The 18,031-nt window shown below is 44.8% G+C and carries 17 protein-coding genes; 14 read left to right on the forward strand and 3 right to left on the reverse strand.

Annotated elements, in window-relative coordinates:
• The first annotated feature begins 503 nt into the window (after positions 1-503).
• Together ACMHLI_RS22060 and ACMHLI_RS22065 are read left to right on the forward strand one after the other, a co-directional pair.
• On the forward strand, positions 504-1,361 hold the full coding sequence (locus ACMHLI_RS22060; protein ID WP_119823540.1) for a RepB family plasmid replication initiator protein: 858 nt from the start codon (positions 504-506) through the stop codon (positions 1,359-1,361).
• Between the two features lie 426 nt (positions 1,362-1,787).
• Complete coding sequence (locus ACMHLI_RS22065) at positions 1,788-2,282, forward strand: GNAT family N-acetyltransferase (RefSeq protein WP_119823542.1); 495 nt, start codon at positions 1,788-1,790, stop codon at positions 2,280-2,282.
• 413 nt (positions 2,283-2,695) lie between these two features.
• Here the strand turns inward: ACMHLI_RS22065 and ACMHLI_RS22070 are convergent, their stop codons facing one another.
• From ACMHLI_RS22070 to ACMHLI_RS22080, 3 genes are all read right to left on the reverse strand, one after another.
• On the reverse strand, positions 2,696-3,436 hold the full coding sequence (locus ACMHLI_RS22070; protein ID WP_413531329.1) for a hypothetical protein: 741 nt from the start codon (positions 3,434-3,436) through the stop codon (positions 2,696-2,698).
• 1,860 nt (positions 3,437-5,296) lie between these two features.
• Entirely contained in the window at positions 5,297-6,349 is a 1,053-nt protein-coding gene (locus ACMHLI_RS22075) for a hypothetical protein (protein ID WP_413531330.1), read from the reverse strand.
• 209 nt (positions 6,350-6,558) lie between these two features.
• On the reverse strand, positions 6,559-6,840 hold the full coding sequence (locus tag ACMHLI_RS22080) for a hypothetical protein (RefSeq protein ID WP_119823548.1): 282 nt from the start codon (positions 6,838-6,840) through the stop codon (positions 6,559-6,561).
• A gap of 115 nt (positions 6,841-6,955) precedes the next feature.
• On the opposite strand from ACMHLI_RS22080, the gene ACMHLI_RS22085 reads away from it, so the two are divergent.
• The 12 genes from ACMHLI_RS22085 (at position 6,956) to ACMHLI_RS22140 (ending at position 18,026) form a co-directional block, all read left to right on the forward strand.
• Positions 6,956-7,306 (forward strand): hypothetical protein, encoded by a 351-nt coding sequence (locus ACMHLI_RS22085; RefSeq protein WP_413531331.1) that lies wholly within the window; start codon positions 6,956-6,958, stop codon positions 7,304-7,306.
• Between the two features lie 77 nt (positions 7,307-7,383).
• Entirely contained in the window at positions 7,384-7,722 is a 339-nt protein-coding gene (locus ACMHLI_RS22090; protein WP_119823550.1) for a hypothetical protein, read from the forward strand.
• 542 nt (positions 7,723-8,264) lie between these two features.
• Positions 8,265-8,630, forward strand: coding sequence for a hypothetical protein (locus tag ACMHLI_RS22095; RefSeq protein WP_413531332.1), 366 nt, complete (start codon positions 8,265-8,267; stop codon positions 8,628-8,630).
• Positions 8,627-9,538 carry a DsbC family protein gene (locus ACMHLI_RS22100; protein WP_119823551.1) on the forward strand — a complete coding sequence of 304 codons (912 nt, stop codon included), beginning with the start codon at positions 8,627-8,629 and terminating at the stop codon, positions 9,536-9,538. The genes ACMHLI_RS22095 and ACMHLI_RS22100 overlap by 4 nt, the downstream gene beginning before the upstream one ends.
• 15 nt (positions 9,539-9,553) lie before the next feature.
• Positions 9,554-9,955, forward strand: coding sequence for a conjugative transfer protein TraE (locus ACMHLI_RS22105; RefSeq protein ID WP_413531333.1), 402 nt, complete (start codon positions 9,554-9,556; stop codon positions 9,953-9,955).
• Between the two features lie 12 nt (positions 9,956-9,967).
• Complete coding sequence (locus ACMHLI_RS22110) at positions 9,968-10,249, forward strand: hypothetical protein (RefSeq protein ID WP_119823555.1); 282 nt, start codon at positions 9,968-9,970, stop codon at positions 10,247-10,249.
• Between the two features lie 3 nt (positions 10,250-10,252).
• Positions 10,253-10,882 (forward strand): TraE/TraK family type IV conjugative transfer system protein, encoded by a 630-nt coding sequence (locus tag ACMHLI_RS22115; protein ID WP_413531334.1) that lies wholly within the window; start codon positions 10,253-10,255, stop codon positions 10,880-10,882.
• Positions 10,883-10,885: 3 nt separating this feature from the next.
• Positions 10,886-11,680: a type-F conjugative transfer system secretin TraK gene (locus tag ACMHLI_RS22120; protein WP_119823559.1), complete on the forward strand. Its 795-nt coding sequence runs from the start codon at positions 10,886-10,888 to the stop codon at positions 11,678-11,680.
• The gene (locus ACMHLI_RS22125) at positions 11,680-12,951 is read left to right on the forward strand and encodes a TraB/VirB10 family protein (protein WP_119823561.1); all 1,272 of its coding nucleotides are present in this window, start codon (positions 11,680-11,682) and stop codon (positions 12,949-12,951) included. Before ACMHLI_RS22120 ends, ACMHLI_RS22125 begins: the two co-directional genes overlap by 1 nt.
• Positions 12,951-13,460 (forward strand): TraV family lipoprotein, encoded by a 510-nt coding sequence (locus ACMHLI_RS22130; protein ID WP_119823563.1) that lies wholly within the window; start codon positions 12,951-12,953, stop codon positions 13,458-13,460. Before ACMHLI_RS22125 ends, ACMHLI_RS22130 begins: the two co-directional genes overlap by 1 nt.
• 1 nt (position 13,461) lies before the next feature.
• Positions 13,462-16,002 (forward strand): TraC family protein, encoded by a 2,541-nt coding sequence (locus ACMHLI_RS22135; protein ID WP_119823565.1) that lies wholly within the window; start codon positions 13,462-13,464, stop codon positions 16,000-16,002.
• Between the two features lie 2 nt (positions 16,003-16,004).
• Positions 16,005-18,026: a conjugal transfer protein TraN gene (locus ACMHLI_RS22140; RefSeq protein WP_413531335.1), complete on the forward strand. Its 2,022-nt coding sequence runs from the start codon at positions 16,005-16,007 to the stop codon at positions 18,024-18,026.
• Positions 18,027-18,031: the final 5 nt, after the last annotated feature.

Here is an 18,031-nt window from a genome sequence, read left to right on the forward strand (position 1 = left end):
GCTAAGCTATGCTGACTTTCAGCAGACATATTTGTTGATGCGACGTCCAGGTTAGCGAGCTTGCGAGCTGTATCCTGGCGTAAGCGCCGCTTGCGGCGCTGTACGGTCGCTCTAGCTCGGATCCGGGGCCCGCTTGCGGGAGCTACTTAATAGGCGTTTACGCCACAGTAGAGGAGCTGCTTGCAGCGACATCCTTATACAAAGGTTATTTCATAAATAACAGTAGTAAAGTTATACACATATCTACAGGGTGTGACCCCTAAATAATCCTATTAGATCCTTTTTAGATCCCTAACTGATCCCACTCGCCAGAAATCTATAAAAATCATGGAAATACACCACTTTTGGTGTGTCGAAGTGGGCAAATGGTGTGTCGAAGCGGGAATTTGGTGTGTCAAAGTGGGTAAATGGTGTGTAGTATTGGGTAAAATGGTGTGTCAAAGCGGGAGAACTCTCGTTTTATCCACATAAATTCATTACTTATTATACACTTGGATTAGTCTATGACAGATAAGGTTTTTATTGGTGAGGCGATTAATAAAAGAGACGAAACTGTCAACACGAAACTCACAGTTACTAACAGCGCAACTGTACAGCCTGTAGCTCTGATGCGTCTTGATGTATTTGTCCCCGCGAGCAGGCCAGGTAAAGGAGTAAAGACGACAATTGATGCGTCATCAGTTCTATCTGGGCTGGAATTTGCGAAACGGGAAGGTTACGACAACGTAAAAATCACCGGTGAACGGCTTAACATGGCCGTGGATTTCAAGGTCTGGGTGGGTATTATCCAAGCATTTTCTAAGTATGGCCTCAATACAAACACGATTAGCCTACCTTTCAAAGAATTTGCTTCAATGTGTAAGTTCGAATCCAAACGCTTCGATAAACGTCTGCGTGAAAGCATAATGAATTCTTTGACTCGCATTCGAGGTAAGACAATAACTTTCTCGCGGGATAATGCTAAAGGGGCTTCAGTTACAGGGCTACTGAAAACTGGTTCATTTGACGTCGATAAAGACATTATTGAGCTCGAGGCCGACCAACGTTTATGGGAACTCTATGCCGCTGATTATACAGTTCTTCTTCGCTATAAACCCATCAATGCTCTCATGCGGAAAGAAGCTGCCCAGGCACTTTATACCTACATTGAAAGCCTACCAACCAACCCAGTTCCAATCTCCTTCAGTAGAATACGGTCGCGATTAGCGCTGCTTTCTCCTACTAAAGAACAAAATCGAATTATCCGTATTGCACTTGAGCAACTGAAGGAGATCGGCTATCTGGTTTATTCTGAGCAACCCAAGGGGAAAGAGATATTCATCATTGTGCATAGCCGTAACCCCACTCTTAAACCAATCTGAACCCGCTGGTCAGTGAACTGGCCAGCAATAGCAAACTCTTTCTTACTTCCCCGTTCAGCAATATACAGTGTGTAATAGCAATAAAAATGTTCCCACTCTGACACACCTCCACCAATTCCCAGCGGTAGGCGACTATGCAGGAAACTCTGATATTTCTGCAACAGCTTGGAGAGTCACATAAAGTAGCGATGGAGTGGCCGATTGAGACGCTAAATGCCCAGAGTGACTTGCTCAGGGATAGCTGATTGTTTTTTCTGATTCAGACAACTTACTAATAGTAAAAAAACGGATATTTTGGCTGGTTGCAGCTTACCCACTTTTTATGCGGGAATATAAGGTAGGCTTCATCAAAATCCCTACACATTTTAACGGCTTAATGCTTTTATAGGTAGAGAACATATTGGTTTAGTTATGAAAGGGGAAACTATGGGTGATTTATATTCGCGCGCTTTAACCGCACAAGATATGCCGTTTATCATGGACGAATTCGAAGATGGGGCAAGCATGGGCTCTTTCTCGAAAGAATTCTCAAAGGCAGGAGGAAGCAAGATTGTAGAAAAGCAAATCAGGGAGGTGATACGAAAGGGCGAAGCAGGACAATACACTGGGCATTTTTTCTATATCCTCACTCGAGAGTCTAATAAGCAAAGGATTGGCTATATCTGGCTTATGACAGTACCAGATCTGAATGGTCAACCTTGCTTGGAGATAAGGGCTATCGGTATTACTAAAGCTTTTCGCGGTAAGGGATACGCTTCAACGCTACTGTCAGATTGGATTGAAAACAATAGCCATCATCCTATGCAGGCAAAATGCTTGGCTAAATCAAAGCACATGACCGATATGCTACTGCGTCGAGGTTTTACGGTTCTTCAAACGACACCTTCCGGCTCTGTTTTACTTTTCAAGCCCCCGAGATAAATACTGAGTGCGCACACTGTATTGCGAGGTTCTGTCACGTATCTGGAGAGGCCAGGAGCAGAAAAAAATGGCCATTACGCCTTGCAGTATAGCAATGAGCTTTTGGCCTAGATGCAATGATTGTGAAGTTGAAGCTATCATGGCGTTTTAGACCCACTTGTTGGGCTAACTGTTAACTGCCCGCTCTGTTATACCCGCCGTGAAATATTTGACGGTGTTTAGTAACCGATACCCTCCCACTCACACACACCTCCGATGAAATGGTCTGTGGTATGTCTAAACTGGTAACTTCCCACTCTGACACACCCACCTTTAAATACTTTAGTCATAATGAAACTAGCAACTGCCCATTCGGACATGCCCACATCTAAGGGGTTAGAGGTCCTATGGGGCGAAAACCTACGCTAAGTTCATCATGGGCGGGTGAAACGTTTAAGCCTGCTGGCGAACCATTGTGGCTCAATTCCTTGATCTGATTCGTTGGCAAATTCAGGGAAGTTTTGCCAGAAGTTCGTTATAGCATCTGCAATTTCGACAAACTGCGCTTCACTTACCTTCAGTTCATCCGGTCGTGGGCCTATGCGCCCTCTTAGTTTTGGATTTGCTGATGGGTAATACTCGGGGTATTTGCTCACCAGGTCCCTATGAGAGCGTCCTTTCCCATGCTTATAAACATTTACCAGCAACTGGCAAGCGTCCAGCTTTACATAGAATGGTTTAGCCTTGATTTTTACCCCTGCCCATTCCAGCAAATCAATCAGCAGCGGAAACTCTACATTCCAGATCAAACCGTCTATCGCAGCCGGTTGCCAGTTCCGAAACTCTATGACCATCTTCTCACGCAAGGCTTTATCAAACTGATGGAACATACCAGCGGTCAAGGCCAAGGTGATGGTGTTATGCATCTCATGTAGGGCTTGGTAATGTGAGATGCCTTCATTAAATGCAGCTTCCGCTGAATCAGCCGGGTCATCCCGCTCGGGGTCAAAATACTGGCCCAACATTTCATAGTGTGCCTGCACCGCCTCGTCAGCCTCACGCGAGATGTCATGAAATTGAGAGAGTAGCCGCTTGCGTGCCTGTAAGACATAGAACTTGTGAGGCTCAAGAATTGTGCGGCTATCAAATTTATCAAACCAGAATGTATACCCCATGATGATTTCCCTATGAAATCAATATTCTTTAGGCCAGTACAATACACAACATAAGCCTATCTGGGGCAGAGTATTGGCGAGGCCGACTAACGCTAGCGTAGGCTTTCGCCCCATAGGACCTCAAACCCCTCTAAGTATCTTGTGGTGTGTCGAAGTAGGCAGATTCCCATTCTGACACACCCATCTTTAAGTATTTTGTGGTGTACCGAATCAGGTAATTTCCCACTCTGGCACACCCATTCCACAATATGGCGTGGTGTGTCGAAGCAGGTAACTTCCCACTCTGACACACCCATTCCACAATATGGCGTGGTGTGTCGAAGCAGGTAACTTCCCACTCTGACACACCCATTCCACAATATGCCGTGTTGTGTCGAAGCAGGTAACTTCCCACTCAGACACGCCCATTCCACAATATGCCGTGGTGTGTCGAAGCAGGTAACTTCCCACTCAGACACGCCCATTCCACAATATGCCGTGGTGTGTCTAAGTGGGTATCCTCCCACTCTGACACACCTCTCTCTTAGTATTCTGTGGTGTGTCGTAATCGGTAACTTCAAAATCAACCATACTCTAATCCGAAACGTTCGATAAAACAGATAGGTATCTTTCTGGTCGGATACTTTCTACAAATAGCATCTGAAGGCAATAAGTATCCTACTTGCCTACTGCCAACATGGTGGGTCGTAACAGGCAATCTCCCACTCTGACACACTCTCTTTATGTAAGAGGCAAGGTGTAGTTCCTGACTTTATGCACTTTACCTTGGCTGTAAGCTGCTGTGACTGGGGCAAGCAGCTCCGCACCTAGTACATACACTAAAACCTTAAAGTAAGTTCGGTGTGTCGAAATGGGAGGTTTCCCACTTTGCCCCACCTTTATTAGCGAGTGGGTCACAACGGGGAAGGGTTGTTGTTGGAAGACTAATGCTCTCCCATACTAAATGTGCCTGACTCGTTTCCAATACTGACACACTGAGGTAGTTTATCTTATGGGTGTGTCAGAACCGGCAACTTCCCAATCTGACACACTGTATTAGACTTACCCGGACATGTTGCACCGGTCGATATTGATACCACGTAGAGAACGCCTTACCGTACCCTCTCTGACATACCGTCTACTGCTTCTGTGATCACACTCAATTTCAACAAAATACATCCGCAACGTTCTTCGGGCATTTTTATGGTGTGTGGAAATGGGGAAAGTTTGAACTCATGGGAAAACGAACGGATGCGTCTGTGACGCATAAAGGCGCAGAACAATAGCAACAGTAGGGTGCAAGGCGTTAATCGCGCCGTAGCCCGCCACAGGCGGTGCAATACCTCATATTGCATCATCACCATCCCGCCCTGCTAAGCCTACGGGCTCGCTGCTTTCATCTTATGGTTAGTTAGCCAGTACGCAGTGGCTGAGCGTAGCGAAGCGTATCTGCGCCTTAGTGGTGCTTGCACCACTTAGGTGGCGTTACTATGTTTATCTGCCTGCCATATATGGCAGGTGCTACCTTTTTCATTTTGCCTATCATCTGTATTTCTGGAATAGGATTGTGCCCGTAGCGTAGCTAGGGTGGTGCTCCAGGCATACCCGGAGGGTTGCCAGAAGTAATCCCTTTTTAAAGGGCTTGTTAAGTTCAGAAACTACGTTCGAATTTAATTGAATTATCAAAAGGAGTTCGAAGCTAACTGTGTAATTAAAATACAGTTTGACGGCGAAAGCGGATAACGAATAAACCATCAGGGCATTAGGGGCCAAAAGTTGAAATGATCTAATTAGAAAATGGTTGCTTTGGGGCCGAAGTGGTTAGGGAATGCAGCACTAAAACCGCCTAGCGGCGGTGATATACACATTACGAACTGTGGGTTAGTGTTGGCCGGCGCGTTCGAGTAGAAGGCTATAGTAACGTTCCTCATCGTCCTGGCGGAGAGACGGGAATTCCCTATCTACATCACTTTGGATCCTCTTAGTCAAAAACGTTGGTGATGACCCACAGGACTCCCATTTAAACCAACGGTATTTGGCACTTCTCTGACGAAGAGGGACAACGACTGATTTTTGCTCAATTGCCCCTGACAGCGCACCAATGATTTCTTGTTTTTCGTTTTGCAGTTCAGGACTGGTGATTTGCCATTTAACTTTTTTCAACAATTTTTTGAGAGCGTGTTTCTTCTCAATACTTAAATTCAGCCGTTCCAAACGTAAAAGATGACGCTCATTACGTTGCTTAAGTGTCTGGGAAAGCCCATTTTTCCTTGCCCATTGCCGGAATCGATTTAAAGAACTGCGAAGTTCATCAATGTTAATACCCTTGGAGGTGAAAAAATCTGTAGTTAAGAAAATTCGAACTGCTTTGTATTGCCCCTTATCTGAGTCCCAGTCGCGATCGACGTATAATTGTTTTAACTCTTCTGTTACTCGTAGTGCGTGGAGTGCGACATCATAAGCAAGACGACCATTTTCATATTTATGAAGCACACCCATTTGGCGGGCGATCTCTTCGAAGGGCACCATAACTTCAAACGGGTATTCGCTCTCCGGGTTAAAATCACAATTCGCGGCAAGCACAAAATGCAGTGCAGTTAATGCCTCACGACTTTCCGACCTGACACTTATGCGCATCGGTTTGGGTTTAAAATCAGGGTCAAATTGGCGAGTAAAGGGGGTGTATCCTCTTTGCCTGAGTAAGATTAGCGCGGCGTTCCTGTTCCAATCATGGGTAGTGATGCAACCGAACAATTTCGAGGCCATACCTTTTGGCGCCGAAACATTACACAACGGTTGGTTACGACGGTGAATTTTAGATTTCCCTTTACGCAGCGAGTTTGACTCACCACGTCGCGAGGAACGGTAAAGAACCGTTTCGGGAAGATTGCAATGATACAAATTTGTATCATTATGATTTACTTGAAGTTTCACGCGTAAACCTACTATCCGATCCATGAATCGAAAGCAGCGCCGAGGGCTTTATTTTGACCAATATTTTGCTATACTGACCCTGTAAACCACAATGTTGCTTTGTTTGGCGACGAGGACAACGTTGATGGTGCTAAGGTTAGTATGCGGTCGGTGTTCGGCACTGCCGCCTTATTTAGACCCCGGTTATCGCAAGATAACCGGGGTTTTTTCTATTTATCCTTTACAACTTTTACTTCAGCACAGAGAAGCCTGTCATAGCCGGGGAATCTACTATCCAAAAAGCGGATAACCGACCCTCTCGAACTAAAGCAACGAACCTTTCGTTTTTCTTGCTGAGTATGCGTTGTAACCAACTGCGCAACATCGCCGCAGCGGGTTAAAAATTCCAGGGTGTAAGGCCGGTTAGAATCTGTATCAAATGCTATCTGGATACCAGATAGGAAGTTCTCGCTCGCCAGCTTTACAGCTGTGTCAAGTCTCCAATCGTACATAAACCAGTCCCTTACATTTCAAAACGTTTTTCAGAATACTATATTAATATTACATAGGGTAGCAGTTGGATTAAAAAGTGGTAAAATTTAGATCCAGGCAGAAAGGATGATCATCGTGAAAGACAAGTTGGAAGGGGTGAGGGGGTACAAGCAGATCTCCTTGAAAAGATTTAGTAGAACTATATCGCACAACCTGAAGCTGTTGGCTCTTTCCCGTGGCCGGAACCTCTATGAGTTGCATGATCAGATTGTTGGTGAATTTGTGTGTAGCGAAGCTAACTTGATCAAACCCATAGTAAATGAGACGTATTCTTACAACGTTTTCATAGGGCCAGAGGCTCAGGAACTTGCGGCAAGTTTGTCAATGAAGCTAAAAGTCACTGAATCAGAGATTATCTATTCAGCTTTAGTCTCCTTTGCCGATAAATTACTGCTGAATCACTCTTTAGCAGCACTAAAAAAGTGAAATTAGCTAAGAGTCTTATTGTGAATCCGAGTGTTTCACTATAGAACCATCACAACAACTATAAATGGGTTAGCGGAATGTCAAAGAATCCATCCAAGAATCCTTCAGATTGGAAATTCAAGCGGTTTAGGATTGAGCCTGAACTAATATCTCAGATCGAGAATCTGGCCAATGTCCGGGGTGAACAAAAAGGAGATATTATTGCCGAAACTATGGAGTGGTTTATCAAAAATCGCTCTGATGGTACGATCTCTCCACGTTACTTTGCGAGCCCTAATGAAGCACCTTACACGGGCATTTGGGTTACCCCAGATACCGCAAAAAAAATTGATAGCATGGCGCAGACAGATAGCCAAAACTCTAACAGAGTTATTTACACAGCTATCGCAAGGTACATCGACAAAGACAAAACCTGATTTTAACCGCTCAAACGAGCGGTTTTTTTTCGTACTTTCCTGTAACCGAAGAAACGGAAGGGATCCTTCCCTAACGTTTCTTCGGTTGGACAAGCCACCGGCGCGTCAGCATTTCCTGAGTTATGCCAAACTGAAATCTTTTTGCCGTATTTCGTGCTTAACGAGATCAGGGGCGTTACTGATTTAGCTCTTCAAAAATTGACAACGCTGGACAATTCAGTTTTGAATTTCGAACTCTACATCTAAATAGCCTAGGTAAGTTAGTTACGATCGCTTTGATGATTAGTGACCCTCATTCAAATTAACCGCCTTCTCTGTTTACTTTCGATATTTCCTGCTAAGACCATCCCTGAGTAATCAAGCCGAATAAATGTCGCGTTTAAAATTCATTAAGTCATTGTTTGTTAGGTATTTATTGAAAAGCCATCGTGTTTCCAACTAAGAAATTAATTTTTATCTAACCATTTATTGATTGATTTCAAATTCCGTTTATAATCCCTTCATGATACAAGTTTGTATCATGATAAAGAGATAATCAGCCGATGAAGATTAACAAGATTATGGCTTCGCTGATCGCAGTCATGGGGTCACAACTGTGTGCTCAGATTGCCCTGGCTGACCAGATTATTCAAAAACCATACGGTGCCTTTTATATCGTCAATGACCATGACGCGGAGCAAATTTTCGACCGCAATAATTTTGGCTTTTTTGTGATCCCTCCATCGGTTGATACACGTCCTGTTATCAAGCCGATGCGTAAGACCAAAAAACATAATGTTAAGAAACTGGCATCGAAGAAAACAGAACAATGTCCGCCTACAAATTGTCCTGTTAAACCACTTAAGCCCGTTACGACTGTAGAACCTGCCGAATCAATATTTTTAAGACTGGAGAGTATGAAAAAATGACTTTTAACAAGTGCCTTATCGCCGCAGCAATTGCCTTCGGCCTGACAGTAAATCTTGCGCATGCGCAAAATGACATCCCAAAAACTGATGTGTCAGCAAAGACAGAATCTGCTAAAGCGGTCGGCATTAATAAAGAACCTTTATCTAGTTCAGTTGATTTGAAAAAAGCGCAGGACCAACTGGCCACATCATTCAATGGCATGAGTGTTACCGGCTTTCATGAATCGCCAATTCCAGGTGTTTATGAAGTTAAAACAGGCGGGAATATTATCTATTTCCATCCTGGTGAAGACGGTAAGAAGGGTGTGTTGTTGTTTGGGGAGATGTACGACTCAACCGGCACAAATCTGACAGAACTCAGCAAAATGGGCAGTCTAAGTGACACGTTGAAATCAGTTCCTTTGGATACTGCTATCACTATCGGTCCTAAAAACGCTCCAATTTTTTATGAGTTTACCGATCCTGACTGCCCGTACTGCCATGCATATGACCAATGGATTAAAGAGTATTCAAAGACACACCCCGTCCAGCGAAAGCTGATTTTCATGGTAAATCCTGGGCACCCTCTGGCACGCGCCAAAATCGAGCACGTAATTTGTTCTAAAGATAAAGATGAAGCCGTGCGCTACGTCTATTCAGAAGAGCTCCCACACAACCCGGACAGTGCAGATGCCATGCAAATGGCTAAGCAGAAAGCACTAAAGACTTGTAAGGAAGCAGACCAGGTAATCGCAGAGCACGACAAAGTGCTGAAGGCTGTCGGCGTCAATGGTACTCCGTCATTCCTTTTCAATGTTGATACAAAACCTAATCTTATCGTTGGATTCAATCAGCAAAAGATTGCTGACGCCATCACCGAGCTGGAAAAACCCGCAGTAACAAAAGTCGATAAATCATCAACCAAATAAATCATGGAGTCTTATATGCACACAGCTTGCAAAACTAACTTTGCTGCCATTTCTGCCTTAACAGGCGCAGTAGAGAACGATTCAATTTGGGCAAAAGTACGCTCCGAAATGTTCAACAACTCTTTAGCCCGAAAATTAACAGTGGGGTTTGGAACGTTGTCCGCCTTGGCGATGAGTCAAGCCGCTGTAGCATTTGCCGCCCCTTCCACTGGGAGCTTTGCTTACAACATCTATGACATCGCTATCAATAAAGTCGCAAACGGACCAATCGGTTTCGTTGGCGGCGGCTGGTTGATTGCAATGGCCGCAACGAAAATGAATGAAGGATGGGTGCGAGCTCTTCCTTATGCCATCGGTGGTTCATGCCTGATCAAGATTGAAGAACTTACATCTTCATTGGGCGCAATTCTTAATTAATAGGGGGACAGGATGGAATACGGATTTAAAGAAGGGCGCCTATTTAGATATCCACACATGCCGATCCAGATCTTCTGGTTCGACCGTGACGAGTGGCTGATTCTGATCGCGAGTTATCTCGTAAGTATGCAACTAGGTGGTATTACCTGGCTTGTTGTCTTTCCCGTATCCATCCTTTCCATTTCTATTAAACGCACCAAGGGGCGTGGTTTTTTTCGACATACGCTCTATGAGTTTGGGTTAATTGAGATCCACGGTTATCCGAATTCGTCAGCCAAAAAGTTAGAGGAGTAACTAATGTTCAAAAAGGCGAAATCGGCGATGGTAAAACACTCCGGCGAGGCGATGAATAATGAGCAGAAAGACATTGCTGAAAAAAAGCAGACCCGCATCATGCTCATAATTCTTCTTGTTTTATGCGGTCTGATTTACCAGAAAGTCAGCAAATATGCATCACAGCAAACAACAGTTCTCGTTCCCTATGGCGCAAAATCAAGTGACATGCTAATCACCGGTGAGAGTGCATCTACAGGATATGTCCGGCAGCTGGCCCGCCTGATTGTTACCGACTATGGATCCGTATCTAAAGCCAGCGTGGATAATAAATATGCTGAGCTTTTGGGAATAGTCCATATCGACCGCGTTGAGGCAATGCGCGTGAAGCTGAACGAAAAAGCCAAATATTTTAAGCAGTTTAATACAGTGTCGCAAAGCATGGAGATTATGAATGACCAGCCCATGACGATAACTGAAAATCCAGAAGGTCGTGATTACAAAACGGATGCAAAAATAATCTATCGTCTGGTCCTCAGTGTTGAGCAAAGAAAGATAGTCGGTGACGTTGCTAAGACACCTGAAACGCTGAAATTATCTATCGATTATACAATTGCAGAAGGCCGATTCTGGATTCTGGATATAAAAGGCTAAAATATGAAAAAGTACATCACTACATTGCTGATACTCGTATCAGCAATGTCAACTGCTGCTGAAAAAAAGACTGTTTCACAAAATGTTCAGCGTGTATTACCTGAAATATCCACGCAAATTGTATTATCTAATCGTGATGTAAACCGTATGGTTTGTGAATCTGGTGAGGCGAGCAAACCTGTTTTCAGTAAAGAGAAACCTGTAACAGTAGAAGTAAGCAAAGACCGTCGTTCATTCTGGGTGAAATTCAAATACCTGGCTGAAGGAGGGGTAAACCATTATTACTCTGAACCAACTGAGTTATATGTAACCTGCGGCACAAGTACGTTCGAATTAATTGCCATCCCTAAATATGAAGATCCCCACAAAATCTTATTAGGTTCCGACACCAAGGACCGTATTAAGGATAATCAATCAATATTTGGTGCTTTGTCATTAGAAGAAGCGGCGGTAACTCTTTCGACGAAAATCATCACGGACGGGGATGCCACAGGTAAAGGGCTACCTGAAAGTTTTCAAGTAGTTCCCGACCGGACTAGCTGGACACGCAGCATTTATGACAATCGTGGCCGACAAATTCCAGTCGAAGTAAGAAAGGAGCGTGATGTTCTGGTTGATGGTACAGGTCTGCGTGGTTCTCAATACACTATTCGCGCTCTTAACTCAGTCCAACTAAACGAGGCTATGTTTTTAAATTCTCAGTTTGGCAGCAACATATTCGCCATAACTGCTGAGAGCTTAGCTTTAAGTGCTGGCCAGCTTACAACTCTAGTTATTATTCATCGGGAGACAATGTAATGAATGATAATAAATTCCCTTTAATTGAAAAATTGAGGGCGTCATTTCATAGGCGCCCATCAGCTGAACAAAAGAAGATTAAAAAATATGGAACCATTGGTTTCACTGCCCTTGTTTTGCTCGGCATCTATTATCTGACAGGTCAGAATGATAAAAAACCTCGAGTGCCTGAAGTTAAACAAGAAGTCACCGCTGATAAAACAGCCGGGCTTATTCAAGACGATATCATTACAACTCTCAACGGGAGAATTGATGAGCAGAACCAAAATATAAAAGGCTCTGTCCAAGATGCTGTCGCTCAAGCATTTAAGGAGGGCAAATTTGGTCTTACTCCGCCACCAGGAGGTATAAACCCAAACGCCCTGAACTCCACTGAATTGACTGCCGGTCCGGAGCAGCCGGTTGGCGCTGCACCAGGTAATGCTCAGGCAAACAACCCTAATGTCACTGACTATCCGGGCATGTCGAACTATCCAGCACCTGCGGGCTACGGCGGCGATAATTCCCGAGCATCACAAAATGCACAAGATACGCAGCAGGAAGAGAAATCTGTAATTTGGGTAGGCGATATTTCTGAAGGTAACGATGATGTTGGCCTATCCACGCCGGCTACGGATTCTGCTGAAAAAAAGAATACGATCCAGTTGCCGGTTGGATTTATGAAAGCAAAACTCCTGGTCGGCGTTAATGCCCTCACTGGGCAGTATGGTTCCGAAAACCCGCAAACACTTATGTTCCGGGTTCAGGCTCCGGCACAGCTGCCAAATTTCATCAGAATGAATCTCCGTGGTTGCTTCAATATCGCAAACGTCAGCGGCAATCTCAGCTCTGAACGGATCATCGTTCTGCCCGTTTCCATTCATTGCATGACTATGGATGGCAAATACATCGTCGAAGGCAATGTGAAAGGGTTCGTTTCCGATGCTGATGGTAAGCGTGATATGTCGGCACGAGTCGTTTCACGGGCCGGTCGTCTACTTGCAGCCACTGTATTTGCTAAATCAATTGAGGGTTTCGCCAACGTTATTGGCCAACAATCCATTCAGCAAAACACCTCCGCGCTTGGCTCAGTGAACACAATCAAACCTGGTGAAGCAACTCAGAACGCAGCAGCGACGGGCGTAGCCGGTGGTTTTACAGAGGTTTCTAAGTACCTCCTCAACCTTGCACAACAAACCTCACCGGCGCTTGAAACAGGACCCGGTAAAGACGTCATGTTGTTTATTCAAGAAACTGCCGAACTAACCATCCGTGAAGTAAGGATTAAATAATGAAACTACTTAAAATCACACTTATGGCCGTTGCAGTATCCTCGCTGTCTGGCTGTCTGCTTCCATACCACAATGATTTTGCCTGTAAGTTGGAAGACGGTTACGGCAAATGTATTTCTTCTAACGATGCTTACGATGAGGCCACGACTGGTGTCGATAAGGGACATGCAATAACGGAAGATGGTGTGGTCGATGACCCAAAGGGCTCTGCCGCTAAAACAACGGCGGCGGCGGCCCCAACCACTCCTGATCCTGCTTATCAGCAATACAAAGACCGCGTTTACAAAAAAATGGCAAAGCTTATTGAAGAGCCTCAAACACCTGTTGTTCGTCAACCAACGGTCGTTAGAACGCTGATTCTGTCATATTCGCCAAATCTTGATGACCAGACGGCATACATGCCTCGTTATGTATTTACCATGCTTAATGGCCCTAAATTCGTTATGTCTGATTACAAGCTGTCAACTGATGATACACCGCCAGGCTTTCTAATGGGGGGCAGGGGATAATATGTTAAAAGCCCTTTATAAAAGCGTGGAGAAAAACCTTCTATTAAAAAATGAAGTAACACGCTCCGATGTTCTCCAGCTGGCCAAGAGGGATCAACCCAGCGAATATTTACCTTGGCTCGCATTCATGAAACAGCTCCCCGGCCAGGATAGTGACACAAACGCATTCTTAAATTTTGATAATACCATTGGCTGGATCTTTGAACTCAAGCCTCTGGCATTTTTGGGAAACGATAAGTTAGACAAGCTCCACGGTATTGTTCGGGCACAGTTTCCTAAAGGCACGGTTACACAGTGGATTCTGTTCCCGGATCATAACCTTGATGATTCAATCCAAAGATATCGCGACGCCCGTACAACCGATAACCCTATTACTGCAATGAACGTAGATGCAATGGAGAAATTCCTCCGTGAGGGTACCGATGGTGTTGAGAAAATAGCCAACATTCCAATTAGGAACTTCAGGTTATTTTTCACCATTAAGCACGAACAAATAATTTCGGAAGAACTGCTCGTCACCGTAGAGCAGGGCTTTGACATGGCCGGAATGGAGCCTCGTCGATGGAATGCTGATGACCTCATAAAATGGGGCTCTGAATTCTTTAATGGTACTCCAAGTAAGCGAACTTACGATCCTAGTGTTCAACTTCGTAAACAGATGAACACTTCAAATCTTGATTTCAGCTCAGACGATTCAATTTCGTTTCTTGGCCATCGTCATGGGATCTGTCTTTATCCCAATGTTGTTCCCCAAAAAGACAACACGCCTCTACGAACCAATGAGCTATTCGGTGGTTTTATGGGGACTGAAGATGATATGAAGCAAATCAAATATCCCTTCATGTACACATTGACGGTTATTTATGAAGATCTCAAAAAGAACATCACAGACAAAGCTACGCAGACAATGTTTCAGCGTGTGGGGGCTGGACTCGCGGCATCACTAAATCAACGCATTATTGAATTCTCAATCATGCAGGACAAGATTGCGAAGGGGGCCAAATTTGCTTACATAATGCCGCAATTATGGGTGTTTGCTGATACAGAAAAAGAAGTCCGCGAAGCCGCTGGTCAAGCTAAAAACCTTTGGGAAGGTTTTGATTTTGAGATGATGTATGAAACCTCAATTAAAAAAGTGATGTTTTTTACCGCTCTACCTTTTGGCCTTTACCATATAGATAACAACGTTGAAACTATTGACCGTCACTTTTATCTCGATACGGAAGATATCGCCCGTTTCCTGCCAGTACAGGGGGATTTTCGTGGAGGTGGACGGCCCGTACAATCCTATATAGGTCGAAAGGGCCAAATAATATCTCTGGATATGTTCGACAAGCGTGCGAATGCCCACAATTTCTTTGTCATCGCGGAGACAGGTGGGGGTAAGTCATTTTTGCTGAATGATATGATCGACAATTATGCCTCCATTGGTGCGAAAGTACGAATCGTTGATTTAGGACGTTCATACGAAAAACAAACTCGTATTCGCAAAGGTCGATTTATCGACTTTAACCTGCAAGAACCTATCTGTATTAATCCCCTGGACTTTATTTATAACGACGAAGAAGACCTGGAAAAAAATATCTCGGCTGCACAGATTGTATTTGCATCCTGCGCTTACTCCTTTACAGGGAAAAGCGTCAGCGAAGTTGAAGCCAATCTTATCGACCACGCCTGCCATGCAGCAATTAAAAGCGGTGACCAGCTGCGCGGTACTGATGCTCTAATCGATTTTTTCAACACTAACAGCATTGCCACTGGTGAGGTTTCGGACAAACTACAAAAACCTCTAGCTGAAATAACCGAATCAGCCCAAAGGCTCGCCTTCCTACTCCATAACTTTAGCCGTGAGGGTGCATTTGGGAAATTCTTTACCGGTAAAACTACATTCAGCATAAAAGATGATGAATTTGTTTGTACCGACATTGAAAAACTGCGCGCTGTAAAGCAACTGTTCTTTCCGATGGTTATGAACCTGATGAATGCGGTAACACAGGATTTGTACCTCTCCGACCGTTCCCGCCCAAGTATCATTTTGTTTGAAGAGATTGCGTCGATTGTTAAAAAGACCGGCAACATTTCGATGGACGGTCTTAGCGCAATGATCGACGAAGGATACCGTCGCGCCCGTAAATATCGCGGATCAATGGGCATTGTGCTCCAGTCACCGCTCGACCTTGAAGCATTACCTGGCTTGGGTCCGGTAGTCAGGGCTAACGCCCAATGGCGGTATTACTTAGCTTCAGCCATGTATGAAGAGGCCGTTAAAAAAGGATTACTTCCAGGCATGACCGACGGTTTCCCACTGAAACTCCTCAGCAGTGTTCGAAACGCCCGCCCACGCTATGGTGAGGTATTTATCGATAGTCCTTTAGGAATGGGGGTAGCACGCCTTTGTGTTGATAAATGGCGTTACTGGATCAACACATCGGACGGTGATGACGTTGCTGCGTTTGACCGGCTTATGCTTCAGGGTATCGAACCTATTGATGCACTGATCCAGCTCTCCGGTGTAAACCCGATGATGAATACAGCGGGGTAAAAATGAACTTACTTAGGCTATTTCTGGGGGCAGCAATGCTCCCTGTTTTTTTTGCGCATGCGCAAAACCCAATCAAACCCAATGTCGCCGATATCTCAAAAAGTAAGGATCTGGCTTCATCCATTAATACCACTGTTCAGGGGCAAACAAACTCCGCTTCCCGACTTAATACCAGTCAAATAAGACCTGCTTCCGGCGATGCCACAATGACGACATATGATGGCAAAACATCCTTTAACGGAAAAGCCGTATGTCAGGGAACATCGGAATTCATGCGAATGCTCGTTCAACCTGCGGCGAATGGTGACCTGAAATTGCTAAATATCATGCAGGATACCGATATGAACGGCAGTCTCAATATGACTTCATCCCCAGGATGGAACATTTCCGTGGTATGCAGCAATGGTTTCCAGACATGTTCAGACGCTAACAATGCTGCTACCTGCAAATCTTGGGCATGGGTTGCAGACGCTCAGACGTATCAACTCGGCCGCAAAAGTGTGGCTATGAGTGATTTAGGGGGCTGCTACTGCATCAATAACAGCTGCGGTAATAATTTGGCCTGGAACAATCTGGGGCAAGTACTGAATGACTTGGGTGGGGGGGCTTCACAAGCACTTTCAAAAGCGAATCCTTGGTTCACGCTAAGCCAAATTAAAGTTGATGGAGTCTCCGCATCTTTCGTCGGGGGTGAAACCGCTTCGTGTTCTATGGGCGATTCAAAAAACTTCTTCGGTACCTCTGACGGTAAGAAGATCTTGAATTACCAGGATAACTATAACGCGATGAAAACCGATGCAGGCGATGCAACGACAACAAGCACAGCTTACAAGATGATCACTAATGGGAGCCTAAATCCAAACGAGCAATCAGACTTTCGTAATTGTGATATCACGCGTTCCGTCGCCCTCAATGAGCCTACCCTCAATGACGTGATCAGCTTTGACGGTGGAGAAGGGACCGTTCAGCAGTGTGGGGCCGATTGCTTACAGCTCGTTCTCGGCAGGTTAGGAGACGACTACTGGAGTGGTACATGTAAATATTTTGAGGTCACATCTAACTTCTTCGTGAAGCAGCCGGACCGTATTGTTAATGCCACTTTGATCAATGCTGTCTTCGATGACTGGATGCAGTTATGGGCGGGAGATAAAGTTGTTTGGTCTGGTCCTTATAATAATTGGAGCGATGCTGGCCCAGTTCCGGGAGCATGTGAATTAGGTAAATCTTGGAACCAGAATCCTAATATGGATTTTAAGCAGTATCTGAATAAAGAAGGTCAAATCTCCTTTAAAATTCGCGTGGAAGTGAGTGGTAAAGGTGAAGGTTATGCACTGGTTAGGATAAAAACAGACCTGTCCTGTAAAGAGGGCAATGAAAATGTCACCAATACCTGTACTGCTTACGAAAATGACCGAGACTGCCAACTAGTCGATGAAACAGTGGATGGAGTTAAAACATTCACCAGCAGCATTAACACCGGTCTAATCCCCCTCGCCCAAACTCAAGTAGTTCAGGGAAACTTCTGCTCAATCGCTGTTAAAAGAGACTGGTTCAAGAAGAAACGCACTTACCGATGCAACACCCGTACTGATAATAACTTCGACAACATAATTGCGCGAAAGGCTTATGTCGATAAGACAGTCACGCCTGGCGATTACAAAGACAAAATGTTTTCGAATGGGAACGTCACTTACGGAGCCGGTGAGTTGTTTTGGCCAGATATGCCAACCGTTGGTCCGTGCGTAAACATGTGCAAAACCCGCAAGCCGAAGATTGCACCCGACATGGCTATCAGCGGCCAAGTGGACAGAAATAATCAGACTGGAGTCACTAAATACGACAACTTCTATTACGAGTGCGGCAGTAACAATCAATGCCCAGCCAGCGCCGGTGAAGAAGTCGTAAAAGCTTGCCAGTGTCTAAATGAATTCGCAGAAGCCGCCGCGATCATGCAAGTCATCCGACAGGGTGGTCAGGACATGATTTGCAGCTCCGGGACTCCAAAAAAACCTGATGGTAAGTGAGAGAC

Source organism: Rahnella inusitata (assembly GCF_965118895.1).
In the GTDB taxonomy this organism is placed as follows: Bacteria; Pseudomonadota; Gammaproteobacteria; order Enterobacterales; family Enterobacteriaceae; genus Rahnella; species Rahnella inusitata_A.

Excerpts from the sequence above, each read along its gene's own strand:
- ACMHLI_RS22120 (WP_119823559.1), top strand. The coding sequence starts at position 10,886 with ATGAAAAAGTACATCACTACATTGCTGATACTCGTATCAGCAATGTCA.
- ACMHLI_RS22095 (WP_413531332.1), top strand. The coding sequence starts at position 8,265 with ATGAAGATTAACAAGATTATGGCTTCGCTGATCGCAGTCATGGGGTCA.
- ACMHLI_RS22135 (WP_119823565.1), top strand. The coding sequence starts at position 13,462 with ATGTTAAAAGCCCTTTATAAAAGCGTGGAGAAAAACCTTCTATTAAAA.
- ACMHLI_RS22090 (WP_119823550.1), top strand. The coding sequence starts at position 7,384 with ATGTCAAAGAATCCATCCAAGAATCCTTCAGATTGGAAATTCAAGCGG.
- ACMHLI_RS22070 (WP_413531329.1), bottom strand. The coding sequence starts at position 3,436 with ATGGGGTATACATTCTGGTTTGATAAATTTGATAGCCGCACAATTCTT.
- ACMHLI_RS22115 (WP_413531334.1), top strand. The coding sequence starts at position 10,253 with ATGTTCAAAAAGGCGAAATCGGCGATGGTAAAACACTCCGGCGAGGCG.
- ACMHLI_RS22125 (WP_119823561.1), top strand. The coding sequence starts at position 11,680 with ATGAATGATAATAAATTCCCTTTAATTGAAAAATTGAGGGCGTCATTT.
- ACMHLI_RS22065 (WP_119823542.1), top strand. The coding sequence starts at position 1,788 with ATGGGTGATTTATATTCGCGCGCTTTAACCGCACAAGATATGCCGTTT.
- ACMHLI_RS22060 (WP_119823540.1), top strand. The coding sequence starts at position 504 with ATGACAGATAAGGTTTTTATTGGTGAGGCGATTAATAAAAGAGACGAA.
- ACMHLI_RS22140 (WP_413531335.1), top strand. The coding sequence starts at position 16,005 with ATGAACTTACTTAGGCTATTTCTGGGGGCAGCAATGCTCCCTGTTTTT.
- ACMHLI_RS22100 (WP_119823551.1), top strand. The coding sequence starts at position 8,627 with ATGACTTTTAACAAGTGCCTTATCGCCGCAGCAATTGCCTTCGGCCTG.
- ACMHLI_RS22130 (WP_119823563.1), top strand. The coding sequence starts at position 12,951 with ATGAAACTACTTAAAATCACACTTATGGCCGTTGCAGTATCCTCGCTG.
- ACMHLI_RS22110 (WP_119823555.1), top strand. The coding sequence starts at position 9,968 with ATGGAATACGGATTTAAAGAAGGGCGCCTATTTAGATATCCACACATG.
- ACMHLI_RS22080 (WP_119823548.1), bottom strand. The coding sequence starts at position 6,840 with ATGTACGATTGGAGACTTGACACAGCTGTAAAGCTGGCGAGCGAGAAC.
- ACMHLI_RS22105 (WP_413531333.1), top strand. The coding sequence starts at position 9,554 with ATGCACACAGCTTGCAAAACTAACTTTGCTGCCATTTCTGCCTTAACA.